General features: G+C 76.0%; 12 protein-coding genes. 10 read left to right on the top strand and 2 right to left on the bottom strand.

All coding sequences use genetic code 11. The features are described from left to right. The first annotated feature begins 67 nt into the window (after positions 1-67). From AC0GKK_RS03645 to AC0GKK_RS03610, 8 genes are all read left to right on the top strand, one after another. On the top strand, positions 68-274 hold the full coding sequence (locus AC0GKK_RS03645) for a hypothetical protein (protein WP_062402852.1): 207 nt from the start codon (positions 68-70) through the stop codon (positions 272-274). A gap of 2 nt (positions 275-276) precedes the next feature. Beyond that, complete coding sequence (locus AC0GKK_RS03640) at positions 277-1,110, top strand: TlyA family RNA methyltransferase (RefSeq protein ID WP_251787150.1); 834 nt, start codon at positions 277-279, stop codon at positions 1,108-1,110. Next, on the top strand, positions 1,107-2,033 hold the full coding sequence (locus AC0GKK_RS03635) for an NAD kinase (protein WP_476654512.1): 927 nt from the start codon (positions 1,107-1,109) through the stop codon (positions 2,031-2,033). Before AC0GKK_RS03640 ends, AC0GKK_RS03635 begins: the two co-directional genes overlap by 4 nt. A gap of 90 nt (positions 2,034-2,123) precedes the next feature. Next, positions 2,124-4,097 (top strand): DNA repair protein RecN, encoded by a 1,974-nt coding sequence (gene recN / locus AC0GKK_RS03630; protein WP_489883166.1) that lies wholly within the window; start codon positions 2,124-2,126, stop codon positions 4,095-4,097. Between the two features lie 173 nt (positions 4,098-4,270). Further along, entirely contained in the window at positions 4,271-5,458 is a 1,188-nt protein-coding gene (steA, locus tag AC0GKK_RS03625; protein ID WP_489883165.1) for a putative cytokinetic ring protein SteA, read from the top strand. Further along, positions 5,455-6,378: a copper transporter gene (locus AC0GKK_RS03620; RefSeq protein ID WP_489883164.1), complete on the top strand. Its 924-nt coding sequence runs from the start codon at positions 5,455-5,457 to the stop codon at positions 6,376-6,378. The genes steA and AC0GKK_RS03620 overlap by 4 nt, the downstream gene beginning before the upstream one ends. Positions 6,379-6,400: 22 nt before the next feature. Continuing rightward, positions 6,401-8,179: a CTP synthase gene (gene pyrG / locus AC0GKK_RS03615; protein WP_083474023.1), complete on the top strand. Its 1,779-nt coding sequence runs from the start codon at positions 6,401-6,403 to the stop codon at positions 8,177-8,179. A 168-nt stretch (positions 8,180-8,347) separates the two neighbouring features. Then, complete coding sequence (locus tag AC0GKK_RS03610) at positions 8,348-8,980, top strand: NUDIX domain-containing protein (protein WP_489883163.1); 633 nt, start codon at positions 8,348-8,350, stop codon at positions 8,978-8,980. Between the two features lie 130 nt (positions 8,981-9,110). Here AC0GKK_RS03610 and AC0GKK_RS03605 read toward each other — a convergent pair whose 3' ends face one another. Together AC0GKK_RS03605 and AC0GKK_RS03600 are read right to left on the bottom strand one after the other, a co-directional pair. Continuing rightward, positions 9,111-10,118, bottom strand: coding sequence for a DUF1707 domain-containing protein (locus AC0GKK_RS03605; protein WP_489883162.1), 1,008 nt, complete (start codon positions 10,116-10,118; stop codon positions 9,111-9,113). A 19-nt stretch (positions 10,119-10,137) separates the two neighbouring features. Then, entirely contained in the window at positions 10,138-10,455 is a 318-nt protein-coding gene (locus tag AC0GKK_RS03600) for a hypothetical protein (RefSeq protein ID WP_208823957.1), read from the bottom strand. A 345-nt stretch (positions 10,456-10,800) separates the two neighbouring features. Here AC0GKK_RS03600 and AC0GKK_RS03595 point away from each other — a divergent pair, with 345 nt between their 5' ends. Then, complete coding sequence (locus tag AC0GKK_RS03595; RefSeq protein WP_224402739.1) at positions 10,801-11,793, top strand: LLM class F420-dependent oxidoreductase; 993 nt, start codon at positions 10,801-10,803, stop codon at positions 11,791-11,793. A 2-nt stretch (positions 11,794-11,795) separates the two neighbouring features. Beyond that, a complete protein-coding gene (locus AC0GKK_RS03590) occupies positions 11,796-12,719 on the top strand; it encodes a site-specific tyrosine recombinase XerD (protein WP_178375003.1) in 924 nt (307 codons plus the stop codon). Positions 12,720-12,736 lie beyond the last annotated feature (17 nt).

Raw genomic sequence — 12,736 nt, 5'->3', positions numbered from 1 at the left:
CGCGTCGCGGCCGCGGTGGGGACCGTCGGCTACCGTGGCGTCAGAACCCCGTCCCCGGAGATCATCCATGAGCGTTCCCGCACCCGGACCCCGTCCGGGCGACCCGCGGCCCGAGCAGGACCGCCCCGTCGCGGCCCTGCGTGCCGAGGTCGACGCGGCCGTCGCGGCGCTCGACGCGCTGGACGACCGTCCGGTCTCCGAGCACCCGGCCGCGTTCGAGCGGGTGCACGCCGCGCTCGGCCGCGCGCTGAGCGCCGGCTCGGAACGGGAGTGACGATGGGCCCCACCCGCGCCCGGCTGGACGCCGAGCTCGTCCGCCGCAAGCTCGCCCGCTCCCGCGGCCAGGCCGCCGAGCTGATCGCCGCAGGCCGGGTCGTCGTCAACGGCATGCCGGCGGCGAAGCCCGCCACCGTGGTGGACCGGGACGCACCCGTCCTCGTCCGCCCGGACGACGACGGCGAACCCGACTGGGCCTCCCGCGGTGCCAAGAAGCTGCTCGGCGCCCTCGACGCGTTCACCGACGTCGACCCCGCCGGGCGGCGCTGCCTCGACGCCGGCGCCTCCACCGGGGGCTTCACCGACGTGCTGCTCACCCGCGGGGCGGCCGAGGTCGTCGCCGTCGACGTCGGGTACGGCCAGCTGGTGTGGCGGCTGCAGTCCGACGAGCGCGTCCACGTGCACGACCGCACCAACGTCCGGGCCCTCGAACCGGAGCAGATCGGCGGGACGGTCGACCTGACCGTCGCCGACCTGTCGTTCATCTCGCTGCGCACCGTGCTGCCGGCCCTCGCCGCCTGCACCGCGCCCGGAGGCGACCTGCTGCCCATGGTGAAACCACAGTTCGAGGTCGGGAAGGACCGACTCGGCTCCGGCGGGGTCGTACGGGACCCGGGCCTGCGCACCGAGGCGCTGCACGGGGTCGCGACCGCCGCCGCCGCGGCCGGGCTGCACGTCCTCGGCGCGACCGCGAGTCCGCTGCCCGGCCCGTCGGGCAACGTGGAGTACTTCCTGCACCTGCGCCGGCCCGCCGCCGGCCCGGCCGGCGGCGCCCCCGAGCAGCCCGAGCTCGCGCCGATGCTGGCCGCCGCGGTCGCGGACGGCCCCGCATGAGGGAGGTCCTGCTGGTCCTGCACACCGGGCGGCCCACCAACCGCAAGACCGCGCTGCACGTGATGGGCGAGCTCGGGCGGCTCGGCCTGCGCACCCGGGTGCTCGCCGACGAGTGGGCCGAGCTCGCCGCGGACCCCGACGTCCCGGCGGGCTACGAGCCGGTCCCGGTCCCCGGGAGCCCCGAGTGCGCCCGCGGCGCCGAGGCGGTCCTGGTGCTCGGCGGTGACGGCACCCTGCTGCGCGCCGCCGACCTCGCCCGCCACGCCGGCGTGCCCCTGCTGGGCGTCAACCTCGGCCACGTCGGTTTCCTCGCCGAGGCCGAGGAGGACACGCTGCCCGAGGCGCTGCAGAAGCTCGCCGACGGCGACTACGAGGTCGAGGAACGGACCACCCTCGAGGCCGTCGTCACCGCCGCCGGGCAGGTGCTCGGCCGGGCGTGGGCGCTGAACGAGGCCGTCGTCGAGAAGACCACCCGCGGCCGCATCCTCGAGGTCGTCCTCGAGGTCGACGGTCGCCCGGTGTCCTCCTTCGGCTGCGACGGGGTGCTCTGCTCCACCCCGACCGGCTCGACCGCCTACGCCTTCTCCGCGGGCGGGCCGCTGATCTGGCCGCAGGTGCAGGCACTGCTGGTGGTCCCCAGCAACGCACACGCCCTGTTCGCCCGGCCGATGGTGATCGCGCCGGAGAGCACCGTCGCGATCGAGGTGTCCGCCGACGGCCCGTCCGCCGTGCTGGACTGCGACGGCCGTCGCACCGTCGCGGTGCCGCCCGGGGCCCGGGTGGAGCTGCGCCGCGCGTCGGAGCCCGTGCGGATGGTGCGCCTGGCCGCGCAGCCCTTCGCCGACCGGCTCGTCCGCAAGTTCGACCTGCCCGTCCGGGGCTGGCGCGGGGCCCGGACCCAGCCACCGGGTTCGAACACCTGATCGACCGTTCGGCGCACGGGAACATCCGTTCGGTGCCGTTCGCGTGTCGGGGCTCGAACGCTGTCGGTGTTCGAACGTATGGTCCCACGCATGTTGTCCGAGATGCGGATCCAGGGCCTCGGCGTGATCGACGACGCGACCCTGGAACTCGACCCGGGCCTGACCGTGCTCACCGGTGAGACCGGCGCCGGGAAGACCATGGTCGTGACCGGGCTGAACCTCCTCGGCGGTGGCCGCGCGGAGTCCTCGCGGGTGTCGGCCGGGGCGCGCCGCGCCGTCGTCGAGGGCCTGTTCGCGGCCTCGCCGGGGGCGCTGGAACTGGCCGAGGAGGTGGGCGCCGAGGCCGACGACGACGGGTCGCTGATCGCGGCCCGCACCGTGTCGGCCGACGGGCGCTCCCGGGCCCACCTGGGCGGCCGGTCGGTGCCCAACGGGGTGCTGGGCAGGCTCGCCGAGACCCAACTCGCCGTGCACGGGCAGAACGACCAGCTGCGGCTGCTGCGCGGCTCCGACCAGCGGGCCCTGCTCGACCGCTTCGCCGGGGACCCCGTCGCCGTCCCGCTGGCCGCCTACCGGACGGTGCGCACCGAGTGGCTGCAGGTGGTCACCGAGCTCGCCGAGCGGCGGGACAACGCCCGCCGGCTCGCCCAGGAGGCGGACCTGCTGCGCCACGGTCTCGCCGAGATCGAGGCCGCCGACCCGCAGCCCGGTGAGGACCGCGAGCTCGTCGAACAGGCCCGCCGGATGGCCGAGGCCGACGACCTGCGAGCCGCCGCCGAGAGCGCACACCTCGCACTGTCCGGGTCGGACGACGGCGAGGCCCCCGGCGCGGTCGGGCTCGCCGGACAGGCCAAGGGGCTCGCCGAGGGCAGCGGCGACCCCGCGCTGGAGGAGCTCGGCCCGCGCCTCACCGAGGCCATCGCGGTGCTCGCCGACGCCGCGGCCGAGCTGAGCGGCTACCTCGACCGGCTCGACGCCGACCCCGAGCTGCTGTCCCGCGTCCTGACCCGCCAGGCCGAGCTCAAGGCACTCACCCGCAAGTACGCGGCGGACACCGACGGCGTGCTGGCCTGGGCGGACACCGCTCGCGACCGGCTGTCCGGGCTCGACACCTCCGACGAGGCGCTCGCCGAGCTGTCGGCCCGCCGTGACGCACTCGCCGGTGAGCTGGCCGGTCACGCCGCCGCGGTCACCGCGGCGCGCACCGCCGCCGCGTCCCGGCTGGCCGAGGCGACCACGGCGGAACTCGCCGGGCTCGCCATGAAGGACGCGACGCTGCAGGTCGGCGTGCAGCCGCGGCCCGCCGCCGACACCGGGCCGGTGCTCGAGGTCGGCGGGCGGCGCTGCCAGGCCGGGTCCAGCGGCGTCGACGAGGTCGAGATCCGGCTCGTCCCGCACGCCGGGGCGGTGGCCCAGCCGCTGCACAAGGGCGCCTCCGGCGGTGAGCTGTCCCGGGTCATGCTGGCCCTGGAGGTCGCGCTCGCCGGGGCCGACCCGGTGCCGACCATGGTGTTCGACGAGGTCGACGCCGGCGTCGGCGGCCGGGCCGCGGTGGAGATCGGCCGCCGGCTCGCGCAGCTCGCGGCCCGCCACCAGGTCATCGTCGTCACCCACCTGCCGCAGGTCGCGGCGTACGCCGACCGGCACCTCGTGGTGCAGAAGGCGTCCGGGGCGGGGGTCACCCGCTCCAGCGTGCGGCGGCTCACCGAGGAGGAACGCACCGGGGAGCTGGCACGGATGCTGGCCGGGATGGACGACACCGACACCGGCCGCGCGCACGCGGAGGAGCTGCTCAGCGCCGCGACCGCGCACCGGGAGGCCGACCGCGCGGCGGCACGGCCCGCGGACCTCGCCGAGGCCCGGTCGCGTCGCGCGCAGTCCCGGCGCGGCCGGACCGTGCAGGACACGGACACCGGCGCCGCGACCGCGCCGGCGGAGGGTGCGGTCCCCGGGCCGCGCAGCACCGACTCCCGCGGCACCGACTCCCGCGGCGTCGACCCGGACGCTGCCGCGGGCCGTCCCTCCGCCGCATCGCGGCGCCGCCGGGTCGCCCGGGCCGGCTGAGCGGGCCCGGCCGACGGCCGCCCGGGCGGCCTGCCGTCGCTGTGGGTGAGCGGCGCGGTGCTCCGGGCGCCGCCACCCGGGGGGCGACGGGGGATCGTCCGGGCCGGTGACGTCGCGGTCTCGCGCGGCGTGCCTGCGTGGTCACGGACGCCCCACCTGTCACAGTGCGCCACATGAAGCTGTCCGGCCTGCTGCACCGTTCCCGACCGGAGCTGCCGGGCCTGACCGGCCCGGCCCGCGCCGACCGCCGCATCGAGTCGGTGCTCCGGCGCCTGCGCCCCGGCGACATCGCCGTGATCGACCAGGTCGACCTGGACCGGGCGACCGCGGACGCGCTCGTCGCCGCCCGGGTCGCCGCGGTCGTCAACGCCGCCCCGTCGATCTCCGGCCGGTTCCCGAACCTCGGCCCGCAGGTGCTCGTCGAGGCGGGTATCCCGCTCGTCGACGACTGCGGTCCCGACACCCTGCGTGCGGTCAAGGACGGCATCCGGGTGCGGCTGCACGACGGCGTGCTCTACACCGGCGAGCAGCCGCTGTGCGAGGGCCGGGAGCAGACCGAGGACACCGTCGCCGACGCCCTGGACGAGGCCAAGCAGGGCCTGACCCACCAGCTCGAGGCGTTCGCCGCGAACACCATCGAGTTCATGCGCCGCGAGCGCTCGCTGCTCCTCGACGGGCACGGCGTCCCCGAGGTCGACGTCGCCCTCGACGGGCGGCCGGTGCTCGTCGTCGCCGCGGGGTTCGAGCACCTCGCCGTGCTGAAGCGGCTCAAGACCTACATCAAGGAGTACCGGCCGGTGCTCGTCGGCGTCGGGGCGGGCGCGGACGCGCTGCTCAACGCGCGCCACCGCCCGGACCTCATCGTCGCCGACCCGTCCGAGGTGTCGAACCAGGCGCTGACCAGCGGCGCCGACGTCGTCGTCCCGGCATTCCCCGACGGGCACGCCCCGGGGCTGCACCGTGTGCAGGACCTGGGCGCCAGCGCCGTGACGTTCCCGTCGATGGCCAACCCCGAGGACCTCGCCCTGCTGCTCGCCCACCACCGCGGCGCCTCGATGATCGTCACGGTCGGGCTGTCGGCGTCGATGGGGGAGTTCCTCGACCGCGGGCGGTCGGGGAGCAACGCCTCGACGTTCCTGACCCGGCTGCAGGCGGGGGGCAGCGTCGTCGACGGCGCGATGATCGCCCAGATGTACCGGAGCCGGACCTCGTTCGCCCCGCTGCTGCTGCTCGTCGCGGCCGCGGTGGTCGCGGTCGTCGTCGCCGTGCTCGTGTCTGGCGGCGGCCCCGCGGTGCTGGAGTGGCTGCGTGGCGTGCTGGAGAGCGTGCGGGCCCTGGTCGCCGGATGGTTCCCGGCGTGATCTCGCGGCGCCACCACCGCATCGCCCTGGTCGCGGTGTTCGTGCTGGCCCTCGCGGCCGGGTTCGTCCTCGCCGTCGTCGGGCTGCCGCAGCGCATCGCCGACGTCGCGGCCTCGGGGACGGACACGGGCGAGACCGCCCGGCTGAGCGTCGAACGCGACACCCTGGCCGCGCAGCTGCACGCCAGTGACGAGTTCGCCGGCCGCGTCGGACCCGATCTGGTGCGCGGGAAGCTCACCGGGGTGCCCGTGACCGTCGTGGCGCTCGGTGCCGACCCGGCCGACACGCGCGCGGTCGCGGAGCTCGTCGTCGCCGCGGGGGGCAGCGTCGCGGGGGAGGTCGTGCTCACCCCGGCCGTCACCGACCCGGCCCGCGCCGACCAGCTGCGCGACCTGTCCGCACGGCTGCTGCCGTCGGGGGCCCAGCTCCCCACCGCCACCGACGCCGGTGCGCTCGCCGGGGGCCTGCTCGGCTCCGCGCTGCTGGCCCCGCCCGACGGTCCCGCACCCGCCCCGGACGGGGCCGGCGCGGTGCTCGCCGGGCTCGCCGGCGGCGGCTTCGCCGAGGCACCGCAGGGCAGTCCCGCGGCCGGGCGGGTGGCCGTCGTCGTCACCGGTGCCGCGTACTCCGGCGTGGACGCCGGCGCCTCGGCGTCCACCGCGGCGGCACTGGCCGCGGAGCTCGACCGTCGTGGCGCGGGAGCCGTGCTGGCCGGGCGGGACTCCGCGGACGGTTCGGCCGTCGCCGCCGCCCGCTCGTCCGGGGCCGGTCCGGTGGGACGCCTCGCCACCGTCGACGGCGTCGGTACCGGGGCCGGGCGGGTCGCGACCGTGCTCGCGCTCGCCGAACGACAGGCAGGAGGCACCGGCCGCTACGGTTCCGGGGCCGGAACGGTGGGGCCGGTTCCCGCCGCCCCTTGACCGATCGGTAGGCTGAAACTCCGTGCAGACTCGCGCCACCCGTCATCTCTTCGTCACCGGTGGGGTCGCGTCCTCGCTGGGTAAGGGCCTGACCGCCTCCAGTCTCGGTCAGTTGCTCACCGCGCGCGGGCTTCGCGTCACCATGCAGAAGCTCGACCCCTACTTGAACGTCGACCCCGGGACCATGAACCCGTTCCAGCACGGCGAGGTGTTCGTCACCGAGGACGGTGCCGAGACCGACCTCGACGTCGGCCACTACGAGCGGTTCCTGGACCGTGACCTCGCCGGGCGGGCCAACGTCACCACCGGCCAGGTCTACTCCGAGGTCATCGCCAAGGAGCGTCGCGGCGAGTACCTCGGCGACACCGTCCAGGTGATCCCGCACATCACCAACGAGATCAAGGACCGCGTCCTCGCGATGGCCGAGCCCGACGCCGAGGGCCTGGCCCCCGACGTCGTCATCACCGAGGTCGGCGGCACCATCGGCGACATCGAGTCGCTGCCGTTCGTCGAGGCCGCCCGCCAGGTCCGCCACGAGGTCGGCCGGGACAACTGCTTCTTCCTGCACGTGTCGCTGGTGCCGTACCTGGCGCCGTCGGGCGAGCTGAAGACCAAGCCGACCCAGCACTCCGTCGCGGCGCTGCGCAACATCGGCATCCAGCCCGACGCGGTGGTCCTGCGTGCCGACCGGGAGATCCCCGAGGGCATGAAGCGCAAGATCTCCCTGATGTGCGACATCGAGCTCGACGGCGTCGCCGCGTGCCCGGACGCCCCGTCGATCTACGACATCCCGAAGGTGCTGCACGGCGAGGGCCTCGACGCCTACGTCGTGCGCCGGCTGGGGCTGCCGTTCCGCGACGTCGACTGGACCGTGTGGGGCGACCTGCTCGACCGCGTCCACCACCCGCGGGAGACCGCGACGATCGCGCTGGTCGGCAAGTACGTCGACCTGCCCGACGCCTACCTCTCGGTCACCGAGGCGCTGCGGGCCGGCGGCTTCGCCCACCACGCCAAGGTGGCGATCCGCTGGGTGCCGTCGGACTCCTGCGAGACCCCGGCCGGCGCGGCCGAGGCGCTCGACGGCGTCGACGGGGTGCTCGTCCCCGGCGGCTTCGGCATCCGCGGGATCGAGGGCAAGCTCGGCGCCATCACCCACGCCCGCACCCGGCGCATCCCCACCCTGGGGCTGTGCCTGGGCCTGCAGTGCATGGTCATCGAGACCGCGCGCACCGTCGCCGGCCTGGAGGACGCCAGCTCGACCGAGTTCGACCCGGAGACCGCGCACCCGGTGATCTCGACGATGGCGACCCAGCGCGACGTCGTCGCGGGCGAGCGGGACATGGGCGGGACCATGCGCCTGGGCGCCTACCCGGCGGTGCTGCAGCCCGGCTCGGTCGCGGCGAAGGCCTACGGGTCGCGCGAGATCTCCGAGCGGCACCGGCACCGCTTCGAGGTGAACAACGCCTACCGGCAGCAGCTCACCGAGGCGGGCCTGGTGTTCGGGACCTCCCCGGACGGGACGCTCGTGGAGTTCGTGGAGCTGCCGTCGTCGCAGCACCCGTTCTTCGTCGGGACCCAGGCGCACCCCGAGCTCAAGAGCCGCCCGACCCGGCCGCACCCGCTGTTCGCGGCGTTCGTGAAGGCGGCGCTGCGCTACCGGGCCGAGGACCGGCTGCCGGTGCACCTGCCCGGCCGGGACAACACCGACGCCGACGATGCCGAGACGGTCGAGGGCGACGACGTCGCCGTCGGCGCGGGCGGCAACGGCGTGGCCCGGGCCGAGAGCACCTCCGCCCGCTGACCCGACCGGACCGGGCCGCCGACGGTGGCCCGGTCCGGCACGGCGGCCCGGGGCCCTGCCGCCGGGCGCGGCACGCGGCCCGCACGGCCCGCGCGCCCCGCACGGGCCGGGCCCGGCGACTACTGTCCGACGGGTGATCGAACTGCGCATCCGCCGGGCGGTGACCCGGTGACCCGCCCCGGTGAGCACGACTTCCCGGTCCGCTCGGCCACCGACATCTACTCCGGCCGCGTCATGGCGCTGCGGTCGGACCGCGTCATCATGCCCGGCGGCCGGGTCGCGACCCGCGAGATCCTGGAGCACCCGGGGGCGGTCGCCGTCGTCGCGGTGGACGAGGCCGGGCGGGTCCGGATGCTGCACCAGTACCGCCACGCCGTCCGGCGACGGCTGTGGGAGCTCCCCGCCGGCCTGCTCGACGTGGCGGGGGAGGACCCCGCGGTCACCGCCGACCGGGAGCTGACCGAGGAGGCCGGGCTGTCGGCGTCGGACTGGTCGGTGCTGCTCGACGTCGTGCCCTCACCCGGGTTCTCCGACGAGTCGGTCCGCATCTTCCTCGCCCGCGAGCTCGTCGAGAAGCCCCGCCCCGACCTGGGCGACGACGAGGAGGCCGACCTCGAGCTGCGCTGGATCCCGATCGCCGAGGCCGTCGGGATGGTGTTCTCCGGCGAGATCGTCAACGCGGTGTCCTGCGCCGGGCTGCTCGCGGCCCGCGCGGTGCTGGCCGGGGAGTTCGACCCGCGCCCGGTCGACGCCGAGTGGGCCGACCGCCCGTTCCGCTTCGCCCGCCGCGCCGACGAGTGATCCTCCGCCGCGCCGACGGGTGACCGCGGGCCGCGGCGACGCGTCACCGCGCCGGGTCTCCGGGTGACGGCCTGCCGGGCCGGCGGGTGTCCGCCCGGCGGCGCCCACGGGTGACCGCGCCGGGCGGTGGTCAGGGCCGCAGCGGACGACCCGCCGGGTCCCGGGGCGATCCGGCGAGCACCACGATCCCGTCCACGAACGACCAGATCGCACCGATCCCGAAGGTCAGGAACGTGACCAGCAGCTGCGCAACGGCCAGCCCGGTGTGGCCCGAGTAGAACCGGCCGATGCCGAACGGCAGGAACAGCTGCAGCAGCCCCGCCACGATCTTCTGCTTGTCCGAGTACGGCAGCCCCGAGTAGGGCTCGCGGCCGTAGGGCGCGGACGGGTCGTAGCCGTAGGAGCCGTAGGACGGGGGCCCGGGGTGCGGCGGGTAGGCCGCGCCCGGGTGCTGCGGCTGCCCGGACGCCCAGCCCGGCGCACCGGCCGCCCACGCCGACCCGCCGGGGAACCCGCCGCCGGGGGACATGCCCGCGGGGCCGCCGTCCGGGTACGGCCCGGACGGGTACGTCCCGCCGGGGTACCCCGCGCCCGGGTACCCGGGCGCCCCGGGGGCCGGCCACGGCGGGCGGGGACCGGCGGTCGTCGGCGACGGGTCCGGGTAGGGGCCCGCCGCGGGGTGACCCGACGGATCCGGGTACGGGGTGGCCCGGGTCGGGCCGGGGACCGCGAAGCGCGCGGTGCGCTCGGCGTCACCGCCGTGCCCGTCGTCGTGGGCGTCCGCGGAGCCGCTGCCGGTGGACGTCCCGGTGCGCGCGGTCGCGCCGGTGGTGGCCGGATCTGCGGAGGTGGGATCCGCGCCGGTGGGACCGGTGGTCGCGGGACCCGCACCGGCGGGACCGCCGCCCGGGTCGTCGCCGGCCGCGGACGGGGACGGCGCCACCCCGGTGAGCGACGCCGGGTGCGGCTCGGGCAGGTCGGTGAACAGGGCCGCCAGCTCCGACCGCGTCGTCGCCGCCCGGGCCCGGCGCACCCGCGCGTCGAACGCGTCGACGTCCAGCGCCCCGCCCGTGTAGTGGCGGGACAGCGCCCGCACCGTCTCCTCCTGCTCGGCGTAGCCGATCGGGTCCGCGCTCATACCCCGACCGTAGCCGCGATCAGCTGTGGAACAGCACGCTGCGACACGCGCGATGCAGGGCGAGGCGCTCGTCCGGGTCGGCGAGGTCGGCGCCGAGCACGTGGCGTACCCGTTCGGGCCGGGCCGCGTCCCCGGCCTCGCCGAGGGTGCGGGCCGGCCCGCCCGCCCCGCGGTGCACCCGTACCACCCCGGTCGAGCCGAAGCCCCACAGCACGATCATGGTGACGACCAGGCCGAACACCAGCGACCACGCCCGGACCGGCAGCCCGCCGATCAGCGTGACCAGGCCCTCGGCCGAGACCCCGGACCGCACGCCGAACCAGTCGACGAGGCTCACCCCCGATCGCGACGCCGATCAGCGCGCCGCCGCCGTGGCCGCAGCCGGTCCAGCGGGCCGGCAGCGAGGTGTTCAGGCCCTCCTCGCAGCCGATGACCCCGACGCGGATCGAGACCAGCTCCAGGATCACCGCGCCGAGGGTGACGGCGACGAAGGCGTCCCAGAACCCATCCCGAGACCGGGTGTCGAGCCGAGCAGGAACTGGCTCAGGGCCGACTCCCGCCTGGTTGCGAGAACGGTAGGTGCAGGTCAGAGAGTCACGGGGCGATGTGCCCGTCCCGGGGCCGACCACTGTGCAGACTGCCCTCACGGGCCGCCGCGCGACGGCCGTCCTAGGCTCTGCGCATGCGTTTCGGACTCTTCGTGCCCCAGGGCTGGCGTCTCGACCTCGTCGGCATCGACCCCGCCGCCCAGTGGGACGTGATGCGCGGCCTCGCCGAGCACGCCGACCGCGGCGACGTCTGGGAGTCGGTCTGGGTCTACGACCACTTCCACACCGTCCCCGCGCCCACCGACGAGGCCTGCCACGAGGCGTGGAGCCTGATGGCCGCCTTCGCCGCGACGACCGAGCGGGTGCGGCTGGGCCAGATGTGCACCTGCATGGCCTACCGCAACCCCGCGTACCTGGCGAAGGTCGCCGCCACCACCGACGTCATCTCCAAGGGCCGCGTCGAGATGGGCATCGGCGGCGGCTGGTACGAGCACGAGTGGCGCGCCTACGGCTACGGCTTCCCCCGGCCCGGCGAGCGGCTCGGCATGCTCGACGAGGGCGTGCAGATCTTCGCCCAGGCCTGGCGCGAGGGCCGGGCCACCCTGCACGGGAAGCACTACACCGTCGACGACGCCATCGTCGCGCCCCGCCCGCTCCAGGACGGCGGCATCCCGCTGTGGATCGCCGGCGGCGGCGAGAAGGTGACCCTCAAGATCGCCGCGAAGTACGCGCAGTACACCAATTTCGACGGCACCCTCGACGGCTTCCGGCACAAGTCGGCGCTGCTCGCCGACCACTGCCGCGACGTCGGCACCGACTACGACGCCATCGTCCGCTCGGCCAACTACAACGTCGCGATCGGGCACACCGAGGCCGAGGTGGAGGAGCGGCTCGCCCGGCTCGTCGCCCGGCTGGAGCCGATCGTCGGTGCGGAGAAGGCCCAGGGCGCGCTGGGTGCGTTCCGCGGGATGCCCGGTGTCGGGACCCCGGAGCAGATCGTGGACAAGCTCTCCGCGCTGCAGGCCGTCGGCATGAGCTACGGCATCTTCTACTTTCCCGAGGCCGCCTACGACCGGTCGGGCATCGAGCTGTTCGAGCGCGAGGTCGTCCCGGCCCTGCGGGACTGACGGTGCCGACCGTGCGCCGGGTGGCCGAGGACTACCTCGACCACCTGGCCGTCGAACGGGGGCGGGCGCAGAACACCCTGCGCTCCTACCGGCTCGACCTCGGGCGCTACCTCGACCACCTCGACCACCTGGGACGCGCGGAGCTGACCCAGGTGGCCGAGGCCGACGTCGCCGCGTTCGTCACGGCGCTGCGCACGGGGGAGCGCCCGCTGGCCGCGTCCTCGGCGGCGCGGGCGCTGGCCGCGGTGCGCGGGCTGCACCGGTTCGCGCTGCACGAGGGACTCACCCCGACCGACGTCGCGGCCGGAGTGGCGCCGCCGGCACTGGGCTCGCGGCTGCCGTCCGCGCTGTCGGTCGACCAGGTCGACCAGCTCCTCGCCGGCTGCGTGTCCGACGGCCCGGTCGGGCTGCGCGACCGGGCCCTGCTGGAGCTGCTGTACTCCACCGGCGCCCGGATCTCCGAGGTCGTCGGCGCCGACCTCGACGACCTGGACCCGGACGCGCGGACGATCCTGCTGCACGGCAAGGGGAACAAGCAGCGGATCGTGCCCGTCGGGCGTCCCGCGCTGGCCGCCGTCGACGCCTACCGGGTCCGGGCCCGGCCCGACCTCGCCGGACGGGGCACGGGCAGCCCGGCGCTGCTGCTCAACGCCCGCGGCAACCGGCTGTCCCGGCAGAGCGCCTGGCACGTGCTGCGCGCCGCCGCCGAGGCGTCCGGGCTGCCCGGCGACGTCGTCGCCGCGGTCTCCCCGCACACCCTGCGGCACTGCTTCGCCACCCACCTGCTCTCCGGCGGCGCCGACGTGCGGGTGGTGCAGGAGCTGCTCGGGCACGCGAGCGTCGCGACCACGCAGATCTACACCCACGTCACCGTCGACACGCTGCGCGAGGTCTACGCCACCGCGCACCCCCGCGCCCGCGGCTGAGGGGCGCGGGCACTACG

The sequence above is a fragment of the Pseudonocardia sp. P-1 genome, from assembly GCF_058111925.1.
Note: the sequence above shows the minus strand (reverse complement) of the source record. Positions and strands in the feature narration are given on the sequence as shown.

Excerpts from the sequence above, each read along its gene's own strand:
- AC0GKK_RS03645 (WP_062402852.1), top strand. The coding sequence starts at position 68 with ATGAGCGTTCCCGCACCCGGACCCCGTCCGGGCGACCCGCGGCCCGAG.
- recN (WP_489883166.1), top strand. The coding sequence starts at position 2,124 with ATGTTGTCCGAGATGCGGATCCAGGGCCTCGGCGTGATCGACGACGCG.
- AC0GKK_RS03635 (WP_476654512.1), top strand. The coding sequence starts at position 1,107 with ATGAGGGAGGTCCTGCTGGTCCTGCACACCGGGCGGCCCACCAACCGC.
- AC0GKK_RS03640 (WP_251787150.1), top strand. The coding sequence starts at position 277 with ATGGGCCCCACCCGCGCCCGGCTGGACGCCGAGCTCGTCCGCCGCAAG.
- AC0GKK_RS03595 (WP_224402739.1), top strand. The coding sequence starts at position 10,801 with ATGCGTTTCGGACTCTTCGTGCCCCAGGGCTGGCGTCTCGACCTCGTC.
- steA (WP_489883165.1), top strand. The coding sequence starts at position 4,271 with ATGAAGCTGTCCGGCCTGCTGCACCGTTCCCGACCGGAGCTGCCGGGC.
- AC0GKK_RS03605 (WP_489883162.1), bottom strand. The coding sequence starts at position 10,118 with ATGAGCGCGGACCCGATCGGCTACGCCGAGCAGGAGGAGACGGTGCGG.